At 73.8% G+C, this 19,258-nt stretch carries 18 protein-coding genes; 5 read left to right on the top strand and 13 right to left on the bottom strand.

Annotation, left to right across the window (positions count from 1 at the left end):
* Positions 1-30 precede the first annotated feature (30 nt).
* The 3 genes from LOK55_RS09505 to rsmA are packed head-to-tail and all read right to left on the bottom strand — an operon-like array spanning position 31 to position 2,884.
* Positions 31-930 carry a 4-(cytidine 5'-diphospho)-2-C-methyl-D-erythritol kinase gene (locus LOK55_RS09505; protein WP_229935189.1) on the bottom strand — a complete coding sequence of 300 codons (900 nt, stop codon included), beginning with the start codon at positions 928-930 and terminating at the stop codon, positions 31-33.
* Positions 931-953: 23 nt separating this feature from the next.
* Entirely contained in the window at positions 954-2,027 is a 1,074-nt protein-coding gene (locus tag LOK55_RS09500; protein WP_308066656.1) for an aldo/keto reductase, read from the bottom strand.
* Entirely contained in the window at positions 2,024-2,884 is an 861-nt protein-coding gene (rsmA, locus tag LOK55_RS09495; RefSeq protein ID WP_229935188.1) for a 16S rRNA (adenine(1518)-N(6)/adenine(1519)-N(6))-dimethyltransferase RsmA, read from the bottom strand. Before rsmA ends, LOK55_RS09500 begins: the two co-directional genes overlap by 4 nt.
* A gap of 181 nt (positions 2,885-3,065) precedes the next feature.
* On the opposite strand from rsmA, the gene LOK55_RS09490 reads away from it, so the two are divergent.
* Positions 3,066-3,254: a hypothetical protein gene (locus LOK55_RS09490; RefSeq protein WP_196325176.1), complete on the top strand. Its 189-nt coding sequence runs from the start codon at positions 3,066-3,068 to the stop codon at positions 3,252-3,254.
* A gap of 100 nt (positions 3,255-3,354) precedes the next feature.
* Complete coding sequence (locus LOK55_RS09485) at positions 3,355-4,434, top strand: glycosyl hydrolase (protein WP_229935187.1); 1,080 nt, start codon at positions 3,355-3,357, stop codon at positions 4,432-4,434.
* 3 nt (positions 4,435-4,437) lie between these two features.
* On the opposite strand, the gene hemL is transcribed toward LOK55_RS09485, so the two are convergent.
* From hemL to hemE, 8 genes are read right to left on the bottom strand one after another with little or no spacing between them, the layout of a single operon-like run.
* The gene (gene hemL, locus LOK55_RS09480) at positions 4,438-5,751 is read right to left on the bottom strand and encodes a glutamate-1-semialdehyde 2,1-aminomutase (RefSeq protein ID WP_229935186.1); all 1,314 of its coding nucleotides are present in this window, start codon (positions 5,749-5,751) and stop codon (positions 4,438-4,440) included.
* Positions 5,748-6,755, bottom strand: a complete 1,008-nt coding sequence (gene hemB, locus LOK55_RS09475; protein ID WP_229935185.1) for a porphobilinogen synthase — start codon at positions 6,753-6,755, stop codon at positions 5,748-5,750. Before hemB ends, hemL begins: the two co-directional genes overlap by 4 nt.
* Positions 6,752-7,552, bottom strand: a complete 801-nt coding sequence (locus tag LOK55_RS09470) for a uroporphyrinogen-III synthase (protein ID WP_229935184.1) — start codon at positions 7,550-7,552, stop codon at positions 6,752-6,754. The genes hemB and LOK55_RS09470 overlap by 4 nt, the downstream gene beginning before the upstream one ends.
* Positions 7,549-8,556 (bottom strand): hydroxymethylbilane synthase, encoded by a 1,008-nt coding sequence (hemC, locus tag LOK55_RS09465; protein WP_229935183.1) that lies wholly within the window; start codon positions 8,554-8,556, stop codon positions 7,549-7,551. Before hemC ends, LOK55_RS09470 begins: the two co-directional genes overlap by 4 nt.
* Positions 8,553-9,794, bottom strand: coding sequence for a ferrochelatase (locus LOK55_RS09460; protein ID WP_229935182.1), 1,242 nt, complete (start codon positions 9,792-9,794; stop codon positions 8,553-8,555). The genes hemC and LOK55_RS09460 overlap by 4 nt, the downstream gene beginning before the upstream one ends.
* The gene (gene hemQ / locus LOK55_RS09455) at positions 9,794-10,480 is read right to left on the bottom strand and encodes a hydrogen peroxide-dependent heme synthase (RefSeq protein ID WP_229935181.1); all 687 of its coding nucleotides are present in this window, start codon (positions 10,478-10,480) and stop codon (positions 9,794-9,796) included. Before hemQ ends, LOK55_RS09460 begins: the two co-directional genes overlap by 1 nt.
* Positions 10,477-11,913, bottom strand: coding sequence for an FAD-dependent oxidoreductase (locus LOK55_RS09450; RefSeq protein ID WP_229935180.1), 1,437 nt, complete (start codon positions 11,911-11,913; stop codon positions 10,477-10,479). The genes hemQ and LOK55_RS09450 overlap by 4 nt, the downstream gene beginning before the upstream one ends.
* Positions 11,910-13,034, bottom strand: coding sequence for a uroporphyrinogen decarboxylase (hemE, locus tag LOK55_RS09445; RefSeq protein WP_374107643.1), 1,125 nt, complete (start codon positions 13,032-13,034; stop codon positions 11,910-11,912). The genes LOK55_RS09450 and hemE overlap by 4 nt, the downstream gene beginning before the upstream one ends.
* Positions 13,035-13,103: 69 nt before the next feature.
* On the opposite strand from hemE, the gene LOK55_RS09440 reads away from it, so the two are divergent.
* The 3 genes from LOK55_RS09440 to LOK55_RS09430 all read left to right on the top strand — a co-directional run bounded on the left by LOK55_RS09440 (position 13,104) and on the right by LOK55_RS09430 (position 16,683).
* A complete protein-coding gene (locus LOK55_RS09440; RefSeq protein ID WP_141380864.1) occupies positions 13,104-14,348 on the top strand; it encodes a glutamyl-tRNA reductase in 1,245 nt (414 codons plus the stop codon).
* Positions 14,345-15,322 (top strand): LacI family DNA-binding transcriptional regulator, encoded by a 978-nt coding sequence (locus LOK55_RS09435; protein ID WP_229935179.1) that lies wholly within the window; start codon positions 14,345-14,347, stop codon positions 15,320-15,322. The genes LOK55_RS09440 and LOK55_RS09435 overlap by 4 nt, the downstream gene beginning before the upstream one ends.
* Before the next feature lie 62 nt (positions 15,323-15,384).
* Entirely contained in the window at positions 15,385-16,683 is a 1,299-nt protein-coding gene (locus tag LOK55_RS09430; RefSeq protein ID WP_229935178.1) for an MFS transporter, read from the top strand.
* Between the two features lie 93 nt (positions 16,684-16,776).
* Here LOK55_RS09430 and LOK55_RS09425 read toward each other — a convergent pair whose 3' ends face one another.
* Both LOK55_RS09425 and metG read right to left on the bottom strand, forming a co-directional pair.
* Entirely contained in the window at positions 16,777-17,655 is an 879-nt protein-coding gene (locus LOK55_RS09425) for a TatD family hydrolase (protein WP_141380861.1), read from the bottom strand.
* Positions 17,652-19,214: a methionine--tRNA ligase gene (metG, locus tag LOK55_RS09420; protein ID WP_229935177.1), complete on the bottom strand. Its 1,563-nt coding sequence runs from the start codon at positions 19,212-19,214 to the stop codon at positions 17,652-17,654. Before metG ends, LOK55_RS09425 begins: the two co-directional genes overlap by 4 nt.
* Positions 19,215-19,258 lie beyond the last annotated feature (44 nt).

Genomic DNA, 19,258 nt, shown 5'->3' with positions numbered 1-19,258 from the left:
CGGGATCACGGACGCGCTGGCCGTGCCAGGTCACCCGAGCACGCGCGCCCCGGGCACGGGGCCGTACGCGGCGACCGCCCCGCGGCCGGCCGCCCGCAGCCCCCGCACGACCTGGTCGGCGGCCTCGGCGTCGGCGGCGAGGAAGGCGACCGTGGGGCCCGATCCCGAGACGAACGCGGCGAGCGCGCCGGCGGCGTCGCCGTCGCGGAGAACTTCGTCGAGCGCCGGCAGGAGGCTGCAGGCCGCCCGCTGCAGATCGTTGCGGACCACGTCGGCGAGGGCGACCGGGTCGCCCGCCCGAAGCGCCTGCAGCACGGCGGGGTCGACTGAGGGAGCGCCGCGACGCGGGCGGATGTCGATGCCGGCGCGCAGACGGTCGAGCTCCGCGTACACCGCAGGGGTCGAGAGCCCGTCGCCGCGCGCGGCGAGCACCCAGTCGAAGCGCCCGCGCACGAGCGCCGTCGCGAGCTCGTCGCCGCGACCGGTGCCGACGGCGGTGCCGCCGAGCACCGCGAACGGCACGTCGGCGCCCAGCTGCGCGCCGAGCTCCTGCAGCTGCGCGGGCGTGAGGTGTGCGTCGAGCAGCTCGTTGACGGCGACGAGGGTCGCCGCGGCGTCTGCCGAACCGCCGCCCATGCCTCCCGCGACCGGCACGCCCTTGTGGATGTCGATGCGGATGCCGCCGGTGTAGCCCGCCCGCGCCGCGACGAGCCGCGCCGCGCGGACCGCGAGGTTCGAGGCATCCCGCGGCACGCCGGAGACGTCGACGTCACCGGTCACCGCGACCGCGTCGGTCTCGCCCCGGCGCACCCACACGTCTTCGTAGAGCGAGACGGCCTGATAGACGGAGGCGACGTCGTGATACCCGTCGGGTTGCACATCGCCGACGTCGAAGAAGACGTTGATCTTCCCCGGCGCGCGGGCGTGCACGCGGCGGTCCCCTCCGGGCGGCGTCACGCGGTGGCCGATCCCGCCCACAGGTCGACGTCGATCGCGTCGGCAACGGCGTCGATCTGCTCGAGCTCCTCGACGTCGAACGGGGGACCGTCCAGCGCCGCGAGGTTCTCATCGAGCTGCTCGGGCCGCGAGGCGCCGATCAGGGCCGACGCGACCACCGGGTCGCGCAGCACCCACTGGATCGCGAGCTGCGCGAGGGTCTGTCCGCGCTCCTTCGCGACCACGTCGAGGCTGCGGAGGGCCGCCAGGGCGTTCTCGCTCAGCCGTCCGCCCGGCAGCGACGAGCGGCTCTGCGCGCGCTCGGCGGTGCCGTCGCCGAGGTACTTGTCGGTGAGGAGGCCCTGCGCGAGCGGGGTGAACGCGATCGCGCCCATCCCCTCCTGGCGGAGCGCTCCGGTGAGGCCGTCCTCGATCCACCGGTTCAGGATCGAGTACGCCGGCTGGTGGATGATCAGCGGCGTGCCGAGCGAGCGGGCGATCGCCTTCGCCTCGACGGTGCGCTCGGCGCTGTACGAGGAGATGCCGACGTAGAGGGCCTTGCCCTGACGGACGAGCGTGTCGAGCGCGCCGATGGTCTCCTCCAGCGGGGTCACCGGGTCGAAGCGGTGCGAGTAGAAGATGTCGACGTAGTCGAGGCTCATGCGGGTGAGCGACTGCTCGGCGCTGGCCAGCAGGTATTTGCGCGAGCCGTACGTGCCGTAGGGGCCGGGCCACATGTCCCAGCCGGCCTTCGACGAGATGATCAGCTCGTCGCGGTACGGGCGGAAGTCCTCGCGGACCATGCGGCCGAAGTTCGTCTCGGCGGTGCCGTAGGGCGGGCCGTAGTTGTTCGCGAGGTCGAAGTGGGTGATGCCGCGGTCGAACGCGTGCCGCAGCAGGGCCCGCTGCCGGTCGAACGGGATGTTGTCGCCGAAGTTCCACCACAGGCCGAGCGACAGCGGCGGCAGGTACAGGCCGCTCTCACCGACCTGACGGAACGCGGCACCCTCGTAGCGGTCTGCGGCGGCGGTGTAGGGGCGGTGGATGTCTCCGCCGCGGGTCGACGGGAAGCGGTCTTCGGTCTCGGTCACCCCTCCAGGCTAGCGAGGTGCGCCGACGCGACGGCGACGAAGTCGTCGATCGTGAGTTGCTCGCCGCGGAGGGTCGGGTCGACACCGGCACGCGTGAGCACGTCGCTCGCGAGCGCCGAAGACCCGCCGAGCACCGGCGCGAGCGCCTGCCGCAGCATCTTGCGGCGCTGCTGGAAGGCGGCGTCGACGATCCCGAACACGGCGCGACGCAGCTGCTCGTCGCCGCGCGGCTCGGCGTCGCGACGGAACGCCACGAGCACGCTGTCGACGTTCGGCACCGGCCAGAAGACCTGCCGCGACACGGTTCCGGCGAGCCGCCACGTGCCGTACCAGGCGGCCTTCACGCTCGGCGCACCGTAGATCTTCGATCCGGGCGGGGCGGCGAGCCGCTCCCCCACCTCGGCCTGCACCATGACGACGCCGCGCTCCAGGCCCGGGAAGGTCTCCATGAAGTGCAGCAGCACCGGCACGCTGACGTTGTAGGGCAGGTTGGCGATGAGCACCGTGGGGTCGCCCGGTAGCTCCGTGACGCGGAGCGCATCGGCATCCACCACCGTCAGCGCCCCCGCGGGCACGCCGTGCGCGGCGGCGGTCTCCGGCAGCCGGGCGGCGAGGCGGTGATCGATCTCGACGGCGGTGACCGCGGCCCCCGTCTCGAGCACGGCGAGGGTCAGCGAGCCGAGACCCGGGCCCACCTCGACGACCCGGTCGGCGGCGGTGACCTCTCCGACGTGCACGATCTTGCGCACGGTGTTGGCGTCGACGACGAAGTTCTGCCCGAGCTTCTTGGTGGGGGTGACGTCGAGTTCGGCGGCGAGAGCGCGGATCTCCGACGCCCCGAGCAGGGTCACGGGCATGCGTCGAGCCTACCGGGGGCGGGCGCACGGTCCGTCAGCACGGTCCGTCAGGGCGCTCCCAGCGGAATGTTACGGGGTGTTCACGGGGCGGGTACCTCCTCGACCCGCCGCCGACCTATCGTGGAGGCGTTCGCAGCGCCATCGCCGTCGCGACAGGGGGGGAACGGCCGGGGGGGTCACGATGGCGACGCAAGCACTGACGAGCAATCTGACGACATACGACGCGCGGGGAAACGCGGTGCGCGTCGCCGAGACATCGGCCCTGTTCGTGCTGCTGTCGGTGCTCGCGACGATCGGCGTGATCGCGTACATGCTGTTCCTCCTCGACCCGGCCCACCGCGGGGACCCGCTGCCCTACCTGAGGTCTTGACGCCGGCTCCACGAGCCCCGCCGACGACTGCACCCTCGGCACCTACGACACGCCCTACGGCGCGGCGTCGGCGTGCGCGTCGACGACCCTGGAGTGGTCGGTGCCGCGGATCGCGCCCGCCGCCGAGTACGACCTCGCCGGAACCGACGACGCCACACGCGCGTCGCTTCTCGCCCAGGCATCCGACGACCTCGCCGCCACCGGCGCGCTCCCCGACGACACCTACTTCGGCGGCAAGGCGCTCGCGCGCCTCGGCGACCTGCTCTCGCTCGCCCGCACCCTTGGCGACGCCGACCTCGCGACGCGCATCGCCGACCGGCTCGCCGCCGAGCTCGAGCCGTGGACCGTCGCGGACGGGTGCGCGACGCGCGCCGCGAAGTGCTTCGTGTACGACGACCGGCTGCACCTCGTCGTCGGCAAGGAGGTGGGTTTCGGCGCCGAGGACGGCAACGACCACCACTTCCACTACGGCTACTTCCTCGCCGCCGCGGGGGCGCTCGCCGCCGCACGGCCCGACCTCGTCGACGAGCTGGGACCCGTCATGAACGCCCTCGCCGCCGACGTCGCGGGCGGCTCGGGCGACGCCCTCACGGCGCTCCGCGTCTTCGACCCCTACCGCGGCCACTCCTGGGCGGCGGGCCTCGCCCCCTTCGCCGACGGCAACAATCAGGAGTCGAGCTCGGAGGCCGTCGCCGCGTGGAACGGGCTCGCCCTCTGGGCAGAGGCGAGCGGCGACGACGAGCTCCTCGGGCGCGCCGAGTGGCTGCTGTCGAACGAGGCCGCCGCCGCCCGCACCCTGTGGCTCGAGCCCACCGACCTCCCCGCCGGGTACGCGCACACGATCGTCTCGATCAGCTGGGGCGCGAAGCGCGATGACGCGACCTGGTTCAGCGCCGAGCCGTCGGCGATCCTCGGCATCCAGGCCCTGCCGCTCGGGCCGGTGTCGCTCGAATACCTCGCCGGCGACCCCGCGCGGGTCGCGGAGAACGTCGCGGATGCCGGGGACACCGCGTTCACCGGCCCGCTCGGCGACTACGTGCAGGCGTACTCCGCGCTCGGCTCGCCCGACGCGGCATCCGCCGCCGCGACGGCGTTCGCGGCGCGCACCACCTTCGACGACGGCTGGTCGAAGTCGCTCGCCCTCGCCTGGGTCGCCGCGGTGCAGGCCCGGTCGGGCTGAGCGTCAGCCGGCGGCCGCGCGGGCGGCCTCGGGCAGCGCCGCGACGATCCGGTCGATCACGGCATCGTCGTGGGCGGCGGTGACGAACCAGGCCTCGAACGCCGACGGCGGCAGCGACACCCCGGCATCCAGCATCGCGTGGAAGAACCGGCCGTACGCGGCGGCGTCCTGGCGCTGCGCAGTCGCGTAGTCGGGCACGCCGCCCGCGACCTCGGCGCCGAAGAAGACGCTGAAGAGTGTGCCGGCGTGCTGCACGACGTGCGGGACGGACGCCTCGTCGAGCGCGGCGCCGACCGCGGCCGACAGGGCGCCTGAGGCCGCGGCGAGCCGCGCGTAGACGGCGTCGTCGGCGAGCCGCAGCGTCGCGAGCCCGGCCGCGACGGCGACCGGGTTCCCGCTCAGCGTGCCGGCCTGGTAGACCGGCCCGGTCGGGGCGAGGAGGTCCATCACGTCGGCGCGACCGCCGACGGCCGCGACCGGCAGGCCCCCGCCGATGACCTTGCCGAACGTGGCGAGGTCGGGCAGCACCTGCTCCCCCGCCTCGGCGAGCACCTGAGCATAGCCGCCCGCGGCGGCGCGGAACCCGGTGAGCACCTCGTCGCTGATGAGGAGCGCGCCCTCCCGGTGGCACAGCTCGGCGACGAAGGTCGTGAACCCGGATGCCGGGGCGACGACGCCCATGTTGGCGGCGGCGGCCTCGGTGATGACGGCGGCGATCTGGCCCGGGTGGGCGGCGAACACCGCCTCGAGGGCGGCGCGGTCGTTGTAGGGCACGACGAGGGTCTGCGCGGCGATCGCCGCGGGCACCCCGGCCGACCCCGGCAGGGCGAACGTCGCGAGCCCCGACCCCGCCGCGGCGAGCAGGCCGTCGGAGTGACCGTGGTAGTGACCGGCGAACTTCACCAGGAGATCTCGCCCCGTCGCCCCGCGCGCGAGGCGGATCGCCGTCATCGTCGCCTCGGTGCCGGTCGAGACGAGCCGCGCCTTCTGCACGGCGGGAACGCGCGCGACGATCTCTTCGACGAGCTCGGCCTCGGCGGGCGTCGGCGCGCCGAAGGAGAGCCCGCGCGCCGCGGCCTCCTGCACGGCGGCGACGACCTCGGGGTGGGCGTGACCGAGCAGCGCCGGCCCCCAGCTGGCGACGAGGTCGATGTACCGGCGGCCCTCGGCATCCGTCACGTGCGCGCCCTCGGCGCTCGTCACGAACCGCGGCGTGCCGCCGACCGATCCGTACGCCCGTACGGGCGAGTCGACGCCGCCGGGGATCACCGCATGCGCCCGCGCGAACAGCTCCTCGTTCGTCACGTGACCGCTCATGCGAGGCTCCGCCCCTCGTTCAGCCAGCCGGCGACCTCGATCGCCCAGTAGGTCAGGATCGCCTCCGCGCCCGCGCGGCGGATGCCCAGCAGGCTCTCGCCGATCGCCCGGTCGCGGTCGATGACGCCCGCCGCGGCGGCGTGCTCGATCATCGCGTACTCGCCCGACACCTGATACGCCCAGACCGGCACCGGCGAGAGGGCCGCGACCTCCGACAGCACGTCGAGGTAGGGACCGGCGGGCTTGACCATGACGATGTCGGCGCCCTCGTCGATGTCGACGAGCGCCTCCTGCACGCCCTCACGGCCGTTCGCGGCGTCGAGCTGGTAGGTGCGACGGTCGCCGGTGAGCGTCGACTCCACGGCGTCGCGGAACGGACCGTAGAACGCCGAGGCGTACTTCGCCGAGTAGGCGAGGATGACGACGTCACGGCGGGTGGTGCCGTACCCCGCGGCATCCAGGGCCGCGCGGCACGCGGCGACCTGGCCGTCCATCATGCCCGACAGGCCGAGGATGTCGGCGCCGGCGTCGGCCTGCGCGAGCGCCATGCGCGCGTAGATCTCGAGCGTCGCGTCGTTGTCGACGGTGCCGTCGGCGGCGAGTACGCCGCAGTGGCCGTGGTCGGTGAACTCGTCGAGGCACAGGTCGGCCTGCACCGTGAGACGGCCCGCGGATGCCTCGGCCGCGAGCGCGATCGCCCGGTTCAGGATGCCATCCGGGTCGGTCGCACCGCTGCCGACGGGGTCGCGCACCGCGGGCACCCCGAAGAGCATGATGCCGCCGATGCCGGCGGTCACGGCCTCCTCGACGAGGCCCGGCACCGCGGCGAGGGGATGCTGGGACACCCCCGGCATGCTCGCGATCGGCTGCGCGGCGTCGATCCCCTCTTTGACGAAGACGGGGAGCACGAGGCGGCGGGGCGTGAGGTCGTGCTCGGCGACGAGGCGGCGGAGCGCGGGGCTCTGCCGCAGACGGCGGAGGCGGCGGACGGGGAACGCGGTCATGGGGTGCCTTGCTGTTCGGAGGATCCGGTGGAGCCGGTGGATGCATCGCCGGCGTCGTCGAGCTCGGCGAGGAGGGCGTCGACGCTCTGCGTGCGCGCGGTGTGGGCGACGGTGAAGCCGAGCCGCTCCGCATCGCGCGTCGTGCCCGGCCCGATCGACGCTACCCGCACCTGCGCGGGCAGGGGGCCGACCTGGCGGCGCAGCTCGCGGGCGACACTGAGCGAGGTGAGCAGCACGACGTCGATCGTGCCGCGGGCGAGGCTCGACGCGACCTCGCGCGGCAGGTCGACGCCGACGGTGCGGTAGGCGATGCAGACGTCGACGGCGAAGCCGCGGAGGGTCAGCTCGTCGCTGATGACGGCGGTGGCGAGGTCGGAGCGGACGACGAGCGAGCGCCCGGCCGTGTCGGGAGTGCGCCCCGCGCACCACTGGGCGGCCATCGCGGCCGCCGACGACTCGCCGAGCGGCACGAACGAGACCTCGGCGCCCGACGCGGCGACGGCGCGCGCTGTGGCCGGACCGACGGCCGCGATGCGGGTGGTCGCGGGGATCCGCACGCCGCGCGCAGTGAGCTGCTCGACGCTCGCGGCGCTCGTGACGAACAGCCACGAGTACTCCCCCGCCGCCAGCGCGGCGAAGGCGCGGTCGCGGGATGCCTCGTCGCGCGGCGGCGCCGACGCGATGAGCGGCGCGACGACCGGCACTCCGCCGCGGCGGTCGACCTCGGCCGCCACCCGCGCACCCCAGGAGCCGTCGCGCGGGATCAGCACCCGGGCGCCGCGGAGCGCTCCGGTCACCGCCCGCTCCCGGCGAGGTCGGCGAGCTCGCCCGCACCCCGCGCGAGGAGGTCCGCGACCACGCGCTCGGCCGCCGCGGCGCGACCGGCGTCGTCGGCGACCTCGGCGCGGGCGAGGTCGTGCGTCACGCGCACGGCGCGCGCGCCGTCGAGCGCGTAGACCTCCGCGACGAGCGCGACACGGTCGGCGTCGGCATCCGCGTCGGCCCCCGCCTCGGCCTCGAGCGTCGCGGCGATGCCGACGGGCGCCGCGCACCCGGCCTCGAGCCGCCGCAGCACGGCGCGTTCGAGGAGGGCCGTGACCTCGGCATCCGCGTCGGTGATCCGCGCGACCGCGTCGCGCACGGCGGCGGACTCATCGCCTTCGGCACCCGTGCGCACCTCGACGGCGAGGGCCCCCTGGCCGGCCGAGGGCGGCCAGCCGTCGGCGTCGAAGCGCTCGCTGATCCGGTCGGTGCGTCCGATCCGCGTGAGGCCCGCCTCGGCGAGCACGATCGCGTCGTACTCGCCCTCGTCGACCTTGCGCAGACGCGTGTCGACGTTGCCGCGGATGCCTCGCACCACGAGATCGGGGCGGCGACGGAGCAGCTGGGCGACGCGGCGCGGCGACCCGCTCCCGACGACGGCGCCGTGCGGCAGCGCGTCGAGGGGGCTCCCGTCCCGGCTGCACAGCACGTCGCGGACCGGCGCACGGTGGGGCACCGCGCCGATCGTGAGCCCGTCGACCGCACCCGTCGGGAGGTCCTTCATCGAGTGCACCACGAAGTCGCACTCGCCGCGCAGCAGCGCATCGCGCAGGGCCGCGACGAACACGCCGGTGCCGCCGAGCTGGGCGAGCGGGCCGGTGAGCACGTCGCCGTCGGTCGTGATCGGCACGAGCTCCACCTCGCGGCCGGTCGCCGCGCGCACGGCGTCGGCGACGGTACCCGACTGGGTGCGGGCGAGCAGGCTCGCCCGCGTGCCGAGCCGCAGCGGCGCCGCCCCGGGAGCGGTGTCGGTGCTCATTCCGCGAGCCCCGCGAGCGCCGGCTGGAACCCGAGGCGCTTGTTCTCGCAGCAGCCGGTGCGGCAGACGTCGTACCAGGGACCGAGATCGGTCAGGTGCGGGCGCTCCGCCGGCGGCGTCGCGGCGAGCCGCTCCTCGATGAGGTCGACGAGCCCCGTGACGTAGGCGGGGTGCGTGCCCGGCGTGGGGGTGCGCACGGCCACGAGCCCCAGCCGCTCGGCGGTCTCCATCGCCTCGGTGTCGAGGTCCCAGAGCACCTCCATGTGGTCGCTGACGAACCCGAGCGGCACGATCACGACGGCCTTCCGGCCGAGCGCGGGCAGCTCCTCCATGGCGTCGTTGACGTCGGGCTCGAGCCACGGAACCTGCGGCGGGCCGGAGCGGCTCTGGAAGACGACCTGCCACGGGGCATCCGACCCGAGGTCGCTCATGATGCGCTCGGCGACCGCGGCGTGCTGCGCGACGTACGCGCCGCCCGGGCCGAGGCGGTCTTCGGGCGGACCCGACCGGTCGGCGTCGGCGTTCGGGATCGAGTGCGTCGAGAAGAGCACCTCGACCTCGGTCGATGTGTCGAAGCCCTGCGCGGCGAGGGTGTCGAGCGCCGCGCGCACGCCCTCGGTGAACGGTCCGACGAAGCCCGGGTGGTCGAAGAACGGCCGAACCTTATCGATCTGCACCCCGCGCTGCAGCGCCGTCGCCTCGACGGCGTCGGCGAGGTCCTCGCGGTACTGCCGGCACGACGAGTACGACGAGTACGCGCTCGTCGCGATCGAGAGGAACCGGCGGTGACCGTCGTCGTAGGCCTGCTGCAGTGCGTCGGCGACGTAGGGCATCCAGTTGCGGTTGCCCCAGTAGACCGGCAGGCCGAGGCCGCGCGCGGCGATCTCCGCATCGAGCGCGGCCTTCAGCTCGCGGTTGTGCTCGTTGATCGGCGAGACGCCGCCGAAGTGCCGGTAGTGGTGCGCGACCTCTTCGAGGCGCTCGTCCGGGATGCCGCGGCCGCCCGTCACGTTCCGCAGGTACGGGATCACGTCGTCCTGCCCCTCCGGGCCGCCGAAGCCGAGCAGCAGCACGGCGTCGTAGGCGACCGGCTCGGTGGCGAACGGCTCGCCGGCGCAGGTCGCGGCGGTCGCGCCGGCCACCCGGCATCCGTCCGCGACGACGGCCGCGGTCGCGCGCGGCGGCTTGGGGCGGAACGGCTCGGGTTCGGTCGTGGATGCCAGGCGTTCGGCGGCCATCAGCCCAGCACCTCCGCGAGTTCGGCGATCTCGACGCGCCGCCCGGTGTAGAACGGCACCTCCTCGCGCACGTGCCGCCGTGCGTCGGTGGCGCGGAGGTCGCGCATGAGGTCGACGAGGTGGATCGGGTCGTCGGCCTCGAGCGGCAGCAGCCACTCGTAGTCGCTCAGCGCGAAGGTCGACACGGTGTTCGCGACCACCTCGGTGAAGCGCGCGCCGCGCCGGCCGTGCTGGGCGAGCATCGCGGAGCGCTCCTCCTCGGGCAGCAGGTACCACTCGTAGCTGCGCACGAACGGGTAGAGGCAGAGCCACCCGCGGGCGTGCTCTCCGCGCAGGTATCCCGGCACGTGCCGCTTGTTGAACTCGGCCTCGCGGTGCACGCCCATCGCGGTCCACACGGCGTCGTACGCCGAGAGGGCGGCGGTACGGCGCAGGGCGCGGAGCGCCCGCTGGAGAGCGGCCGGGTCGTCGACCGCGCCGGGGGTCGTGTGCAGCCAGATCATGAGGTCGGCCTCGGCGCGCATGCCGGTGACGTCGTAGAGGCCGCGGAGGGTCACGCCGTCGCCGGCGAGCTTCGCGGCGACGGTCTCGAGCTCGGCGAGGGCCGCCTGGTCGGGGGCGGTCCGCGGGCGCGGGCCGGCGAGCACGGAGAACAGGGTGTACCCGAGTGGAACGGATTCGGTCATGCGTGACTCCTCAGGGGATCGGATGCGGGTCGGATGGGCGTGCGCAGCTCGGCGATGAGCGTCGCGGCGAGGGCACGGGCGTGCGGGATGACCGAGGCGAGCCCCGTGCCGGCGACGCTCGCGCCGGCGATCCGCACGGGAGCGGCCGCGAGTGCGGCGGCGGTGCGCGGGGATGCCACAGCGTCGGGCCACTCCTGCACGACGACGTCGACGACGTCGGCTGGGGCGATGTCGACGCCGGTGAGGAGCGACACCTCGCGGGCGACGCCCTCGCGGGAGTCGAGCCCGGCGGCGTCCTGCCCGCGGGCGGAGAGCCTGACGAGGTGACGGTGCGCGGGGGCGGCGTCGCGGGCCCACGCCCACTTCGCGGTGACATGGGTGAGCGCCTTCGCGGGTGTCGGCAGGGCCGGATCGACGATGACTCCCGAACCGGCCGGGAACGCGTCGAGTCCGACGTGGTCGATCGCGGCCGCGATCACCTGCACGCGGCCCGCGGCCGCGGCGTCGCGGGCTTCGGTGTCGGCGCTCACCAGCCGCGCCGCGGCCGCCGGGCCGGTGGCGACGACGACGACGCGCGCCGTCACGTCGCCCGCCGAGGTCTCGAGCAGGGAGCCGCCCGTGATGGTGTCATCGGCTCGCACGGCGTGCACCGCGACGCCGGTGCGGATGTCGGCGCCGTGCGCGCGGGCCGCCTCGGCGAGCGCCGCGGGCAGCCGCCACATGCCGCCGGAGACACCGCCGACGGCGGCGCCCGCGTGGGCGCCGGTCGCGAGGGCTTCGGCCGCCGCGATCAGCGAGCCGTGTTCGCGCACGGCGGCCCACATGCCGGGATGCAGGTCGGAGAGGCGCACGTCGGTCGCGGGCCGCGAGTAGACACTCCGGCAGAGCGTGTCGACGAGGCGCTCGGCGACCACGCGCCCGGAGCGCTCGGTGACGAGGTCGAACAGAGACGGCTCGGTTCCGTCGTCGTCGCCGAATGCGAGCGGGGGAAGGTCCCGCTCCGCCGCGGCGCGCGCGGCGGCATCCGCCCCGATGAGCGCCACGACGTCGTCCGCGAGCGGATCGGCGGGGATGCCGAGCACGGTGCGGCGGGGCAGCGGCGCCCGCACGACGGCGCCCGCCTCGCCCGCAACGGCGAGGTGCGCGCCGCCGGGGCTCGGAGCGACGAGATCGAGGTCGAGGGCGGCGTCGGAGACGAGCGCGGCCACGGCGTCGGTGCGGGTCGCGAACGACTCGGCGCCGAGGTCGAGATCGATCTCGCCCACCCGCCCGCGCCGGAGGAGCCCCCCGACCGTGTCCGACGCTTCGCAGACGATCACCCGGAGACCGGCGCGGGCGAGGTCGTGAGCGAGGGTGAGACCGGCGATCCCGGCGCCGACGATCGCGACGTCGGCATCCTGCGCTCCCGGCGCGGAGGGCTCGATCGTGGTCACCGCGCCCGCCAGTCGTGCACCGTGCGCACGAGGTCGGTGAGCACGTCGGGGTCGGTGTCCATGGGCACGCCGTGACCGAGGTTGAACACGTGCGCGCGGGCCGCGCGACCCGCTTCGAGCGCGGCGTGCACGGCGGCCTCGCGGGCCTCGGCGGGGGCGAACAGCATCGCGGGGTCGAGGTTTCCCTGCAGCGTGAGGTCGCTCGCGCCGCCGACGCGCTTCGCGGCGACGTCGAGCGGCACACGGTAGTCGACGCCGAGCGCGTCGACGCCGATGGATGCCATGTCGGCGAGGATCTCACCGGTGCCGACGCCGAAGTGGATGAGCGGCACGCCCTCCGGCGCGCCCGGCAGCTCGAGCGCGCGCACAGGCTCGAGCGCCGCCGCGGAGGCGGGCAGCACCGCACGGCGGTAATCGGCGGGGGCGAGTGCGCCGGCCCACGAGTCGAACAGCTGGCCGGCGCTCGCGCCCGCCTGCACCTGCAGGGCGAGGAAGCGCCCGGTCACCTCGGCGAGCCACGCGGTGAGGTCGTGCCAGGCCGCGGGGTCGGAGTGGATGAGGCTCCGCGCGCCCAGGTGGTCCTTCGACGGGCCGCCCTCGACGAGGTAGGCCGCGAGGGTGAAGGGCGCACCGGCGAAGCCGATCAGCGGGATCGGCTCACCGCGCAGCGCCGACTCGTCGGCGAGCAGCTCCGTCGTGCGCGCGACCGCGGCGGCGACCTCCTCGCCGCGCTCGGTGATGAGGGCGGGGTCGATGCGCACCAGCTCGGCGATCTGCGCCGCCGTCCGCACGGGCTCGGTGAACACCGGGCCGCGCCCGGCGACGATCTCGACGCCGAGGCCGACGAGTTTCAGGGGCACCACGATGTCGCTGAAGAACACCGCGGCATCCACCCCGTGCCGGCGCACCGGCTGCATCGTGATCTCGCTCGCCATGGCCGGGTCGAGGCAGGCGTCGAGCATCGATCCGCCGGTCGCGCGCAGCGCCCGGTACTCGGGCAGCGAGCGGCCCGCCTGCCGCATGAACCACACCGGCGTGACCTCGGGCCGGTGACCGCGCAGGGCCTGCACGAGGCGGGAGGAGGCGGTGTCGTGCAGGGCGAGCGGATGCGTGGAGGGCAAGACGGAGGCCTTCGAATCGGAGTGGGGTTAATCGTTATACTACTCACGATCCGAAAGAGGTCCCCACCCGTGCTCGTCTGCCTGTCCGCCCACCAGCGCACCACCTCGCTCGAAGACCTCGAGCGCCTGTCGGTGATCGGCGACGCCGCCGCCACCGAGCTCACCGCCGCGCACGACGCGATCCGCGGCGCGGTCGTGCTCGCCACCTGCAACCGGTTCGAGGCCTACTTCGACGTCGACGACGCGCCCGACGCCTCGCCGATCCCGGCGATGGACGCCGCCATGGAGCGCATCGCGGGGCTCACCGCGCTCCCCTTCCGACACGTGCGGGAGACGGTCGACTTCGCCCACGGCAACGGCGTCGCCCAGCACCTCTTCTCCGTCGCGGCCGGGCTCGACTCGGTCGCCCTCGGCGAGGACGAGATCTCCGGACAGGTCACCCGGGCCCTCGAGACCGCGCGCCGCGAGGGCGCGACCACGGGCCCGCTCGAGCACCTCTTCCAGCGCGCCACCGAGACCTCCCGGGCCGTCAAGAACTCCACCCGGCTCGGCGAGTCGGGCCGCTCGCTCGTGCGCCTGGCCGTCGAGCTCGCTGGATCACGGGTGGGCGCGTGGGAGGACGCACGCGTGCTGCTGGTCGGCACGGGGCGCTACGCCGCGGCATCCCTCGCCGCCCTCCGCGCCGTCGGCGCGACCGACATCCGCGTGCACTCCCCCTCGGGGCGCCGCAAGTTCGCACAGCGCGAGAACCTCACCGTGGTCGCCGCCGACGCATTCGCCGCCGAGGCGGCCGCGGCCGACGTCGTCGTCACCTGCACGACGACGACCGGCGCGTACGCCCTGACCGCGGCGGAGCACCGGGCGGCCCGCGGCGAGAGCGACGCCGCGCAGCTCGTCATCGACCTCGGCATGCCGCGGAACGTCGACCCGGGGCTGCGCGCCCTGCCCGGCGTCGAGGTGCTCGACCTCGACACGATCCGCGTGCACGCGCCGATCGACGAGTTCGCCACGATGAACGAGGCCCGCCTCATCGTGCACACCGCCGCGCAGCGCCACGCCGCCGCGCGCCGCGTGCACGAGGTGTCGCCCGCCGTCGTCGACATGCGCCGCTACGTGCACGAGATGCTCGAGGCCGAGATCGCCCGCTCCCGCACCCGCGGCGGCGACGCGGAGACCGAGGCGGCGCTGCGGCACTTCTCCGGCGCGCTGCTGCACGGGCTCATCGCGCAAGGCCACGCGCTGGCATCGGCCGGTGAAGGCACGGCGTGGCGCGACGCGGTGCGTACGGTGTTCCCCGGAGGCGACCCCGCATGAGCCGCGTGACGCTGCGCGACGTCGCCGAACGCGCCGGGGTGTCGACCGCGGCGATCAGCCAGGCGCTCAACGACCGCGGCAGCCTCCGCCCCGAGACGCGCGAGCGCATCAAGGCGATCGCCGCCGAGCTCGGCTACACCCCCAACAAGCACGCGGCGGCCCTCCGCAGCGGGCGCACCATGTCGATCGGCTTCGTCATGCCCGCCGTCGACGACGCCGCCGCCAAGAGCTGGGCGTTCGCGCACAACCTGCAGCTGAACGCGCTCGTGCGCGCATCCGCCGAGCACGGCTTCACCGTGACCGTCCTCCCCGCCTCGCGCCCCGACTTCCTCGCCACCGCGCAGCTCGACGCGCTGTACCTCGCCGACGCGCGCACGGGCGCCGAGCTCCTGCGCGCCGCCGCCTCGCGCGGGCTCCCGGTGATCGCCCGCGACCTCTACGTCGACGTCGACCGCGCCCTCAGCATCCGCACCGGCTACGACGCCGCCCTCCGCGCGGCCCTCGACCACCTCTCCGCGACCGGCGCCGAGCGCATCGCGCTGCTCGTCGACGAGGGCGATCATCCGCGCGACGAGATCGCCCGCTCCGGCTACGTCGCCTGGTCGACGGTGCACGGCGCGGATCCGCTCGTCATCGAGCTCGACGCGGCGCATCGCACGCTGCCCCGGCGGGTGCGCGACGCCGTGGATGCCGGGGCCGACGCGATCCTCGCGTTCTGCGAGGACGGCCCCGAGATCTACCTGCAGCTCGAGGCGATGCCGCTCGTCATCCCGCGCGACGTGCAGCTGCTGGCGCTGTGCTCGACCGACTGCGCGCTCAACGAGCGCCTCGGCGTGACGCACGCGTGCGTGCACCCCGAGCTCGCCGCCGACGCGGTCTTCCCCTCGCTCGGCGCGCTCGTGCCGAGCCCCGGCGGTGCGCCCCGGGTGGTCGACCTGCCGTGGGAGCTCGTGCGCGGTTCGACGACGCGCTGACGGCGTCCGCCGAACCGCGCAGTCCGACCGCCGCCGTCCGACCCCCGCCCTAGGATGACGGGATGCCCTCCCTCGGTGAACTCGTCGCGCCGCGGCGCCTGGGCACGGATTTCCGGTGGCTGCTCGGCTCGTCGTGGACGAGCAACCTGGGCGATGGCATCGCCCTGTCGGCCGCGCCCCTGCTGATCGCGTCGCTGACCTCGTCGCCGATCCTCGTCGCCTCGGGCGCCGTGATGCAGTTCCTGCCGTGGCTGCTGTTCGGCCTGTTCGCCGGGTCGGTCGCCGACCACCACGACCGCCGCCGGCTGGTGATGATCGCCAACGGCTCGCGCGCGGTGATCGTCGCCGCGCTCGTGGTGTTCCTCGTCACCGGTCATGCGACCGTCGCGATCGTCCTGGCCACCGCGTTCCTCTACGGCGTCGCCGAGGTGTTCGCCGACACCGCCGGATCGACGCTGCTGCCCATGCTCGTGCGTCCCGCCGACCTCGGCATCGGGAACGCGCGTCTCCAGGCCGGTTACCTCGTCGCGAACCAGCTCGCCGGGCCACCGCTGGGCGCCTTCCTCTTCGCGATCGGCTCGTTCTGGCCGTTCCTCGTGCAGATCCTCTGCGTCGCGCTCGCCGTCGTGCTCATCTCCCGGATCGGCCGCAGCTCGATGCCCGCACCGGATCCCGGTGTCGGGGCCGGTGCCGGCCCCGACACCGAGGCATCCGCGCCCGTCCATCCGATCCGGGAGGGGCTCCGGTGGCTGCGGGGCAACCCGCCGGTGCGGACGCTCGTGCTCATCATCCTGGTGTTCAACGTCACGTGGGCGGCGCCGTGGAGCATCCTCGTGCTCTACGCGACCGAACACCTCGGCATGGGTCCGGTCGGCTACGGCGCGCTGACGAGCGCGGCGGCGCTCGGCGGACTGGTCGGCATCGGCAGCTTCGGCTGGCTCGAGAAGCACGTGTCGTTCGCGACGCTGATGCGGGTGTGCCTGTCGCTCGAGGTGATCATGCACCTCGCATTCGCGCTCACGACGGCGCCCGCGGTCGCCTTCGCGATCATGTTCGGCTTCGGCGCGTACGCGTTCGTCTGGGGCACGATCTCGACCACCGTCCGTCAGCGGCTCGTGCCGATGCAGCTGCAGGGTCGCATCGCGTCGGTGAACATGGTCGGCGTCTTCGGCGGACTCGTCATCGGTCAGACCCTCGGCGGCATCATCGCGCAGACCTGGGGCCTCACCGCGCCGTGGTGGTTCGCCTTCGCCGGCTCGCTCGTGACGCTCCTCCTCGTGTGGCGCTCGATCTCCCTGATCGCCGCCGCACGGCCCGTGCTCGACGACGCGCAGCTTCCTGAGGAGAACGCACCTTCCTGAGGACGAGTTCCGGCCCAGGCATCCTCGAGATCCGTCATCTCCTCAGCATCCGACGCGTCAGCCGGAGGTGCGACGGGCGACGTCAGAGCACGGTCAGTCCTCGAAGGCGCCGTAGACGGCGAGGGTGTTGGATGCCACCTGCGCGCAGAACTCGTCGAGATCGAGCCCCAGCTCCTCGGCCATGAAGCGCACCGTCACGGGGACGAGGTACGGCGCGTTCGGCCGGCCGCGGAACGGAGTGGGCGTCAGGAACGGGGCATCCGTCTCGACGAGGATGCGCTCGCGCGGAGTCACCGCGAGCGCGTCGCGGAGGTTCTGCGCGTTCTTGAACGTCACGTTGCCCGCGAAGCTCAGCCAGTAGCCGCGGTCGGCGGCGATCCGGGCCATGTCCGCGTCGCCCGAGAAGCAGTGGAACACCGTGCGCTCGGGCGCGCCGACCCGCTCGAGCGTCTCGAGCACCGCCTCGTGCGCGTCGCGGTCGTGGATCTGCATCGCGATGCCGTGCTTCTTCGCGAGCGCGATGTGCGCCTCGAAGCTCTCGAACTGGGCGGGAAGCCCCTCCCCCTCGGTGCGGAAGAAGTCGAGCCCGGTCTCGCCGATGGCTCGCACGCGCGGCTGCGCGGCGAGTTCGTCGATGACGGCGATCGCCTCGTCGAGCATTCCCTGTTCGGCATATGCCGGCGCTTCGTTCGGGTGGATGGCCACCGCGGCGAGCACGCGCGGGTGCGACGCGGCCGCCCACGCCGACCACCGGCTCGAGTCGATGTCGCCGCCCGCCTGCACGACGCCGGCGACCCCGACCTCGCCGGCGCGCAGCAGCTGCTCGTCGAGCGACATCCCCTCGCCGTCCTCGATCTCGAGGTGGCAGTGGTTGTCGTACACCGGCACCGCGAGCGGCTCGGGCGAGACCGGATACGACACGTCGCGCGCCCCCTTCTCGCGCTGGCGCACGTACTGCGACGGATCGGTCACTGCTCGACGCGCGGGAAGAGCGGGGCGAGGCCGTTGACGCTCGACCCGGCGGCGAGCTGCCCCCACGCGCCGGCTTCGCGGAGCGGCTGATCCTGCAGGCGACCCGGGTGCCCGAGCGCGATCCAGAGCTTCTCGGTCGCCTCCGGCATGAACGGCGACAGCAGCACGGCGAGGGCGCGCAGGCCCTCCGCCGCCGTGTAGAGCACCGTGCCCAGCCGCGCGCGCTGCGCGTCGTCCTTCGCGAGCGCCCACGGCTCGTTGTCGGTGATGTACCCGTTCAGGGCGTCGACGATCGTCCAGATCGCCGCGATCGCCTCGTCGGGGCGGAAGCGCTCCATCGCCGCATCGGCGTTCACCGCGGCATCCGCGACGATCCGCTGGATCTCGAGGTCACCCTCGGTGTACGTGGATGCCGGGGGCACGATCCCCTCGAAGTAGCGCTCGATCATCGCGGTCGTCCGCGACGCGAGGTTGCCGAAGCCGTTCGCGAGCTCGGCCTGGTAGCGGGCGGAGAGGTCCTCCCACGAGAACGAGCCGTCCTGCCCGAACGCGATCGCCGACAGGAAGTAGAACCGGTAGGCATCCGAGCCGAACACATCGGTGATCTCGGTGGGCGCGATGCCGGTCAGCTTCGACTTCGACATCTTCTCGCCGCGGACGAGCAGCCAGCCGTGCGCGAACACGCCGCGCGGCACGTCGAGACCGGCGGCCATCAGCATCGCGGGCCAGATCACCGCGTGGAAGCGCAGGATGTCCTTGCCGACGACGTGGTAGGCCGGCCAGCGGCGGTCGAACTGCTCGGGGTCGGTGCCGAAGCCGACGGCCGTCGCGTAGTTGAGCAGCGCGTCGACCCAGACGTAGATGATGTGCGACGGGTCCCACGGCACCGTGATGCCCCAGTCGAACGCCGACCGCGAGATCGAGAGGTCCTTGAGGCCCGACCGCACGAAGGAGACGACCTCGTTGCGCGCCGACTCGGGGCGCACGAAGTCGGGCTCGTCCTTGTAGAGCTCGAGCAGGCGGTCCTGGAACTCGCTCAGCTTGAAGAAGTAGTTCTTCTCCTGCAGCAGCTCGAGCGGCTTCGAGTGGATGGCGCAGACCTTGAGGCCCTCGAACGCGCCGGTGCCGTCGACGATCTCGGCCTCGGGCTTGAACTCCTCGCAGCCGACGCAGTAGAGCGCCTCGTACTCCCCCGCGTAGATGTAGCCGCGGTCGTAAAGCCGCTGCACGAACGTCTTCACGCTGTCTTCGTGCCGCACCTGCGTGGTACGGATGAAGTCGTCGTTGGCGACGTCGAGCGTCTCCAGCAGCGGGAACCACGATTCGGTGACGAGCTTGTCGACCCACTGCTGCGGGGTCACGCCGTTCGCCGCGGCGGCACGGAGCATCTTCTGGCCGTGCTCGTCGGTGCCGGTGAGCATCCAGGTGTCGTCGCCCGACTGACGGTGCCAGCGCGCGAGCGCGTCGACCGCGACCGTCGTGTACCCGTGGCCGATGTGCGGCAGATCGCTCGGATAGTAGATCGGGGTCGTGATGTAGAAGGACTGACCGGTGCTCACCCGACGATTCTAGTTGGGGCGCCCGCACCCGCTCCGCGTGTGAC

It is taken from the genome of Microbacterium sp. F2E, assembly GCF_020905435.1.
Lineage (GTDB): Bacteria > Actinomycetota > Actinomycetes > Actinomycetales > Microbacteriaceae > Microbacterium > Microbacterium lacticum.
Note: the sequence above shows the minus strand (reverse complement) of the source record. Positions and strands in the feature narration are given on the sequence as shown.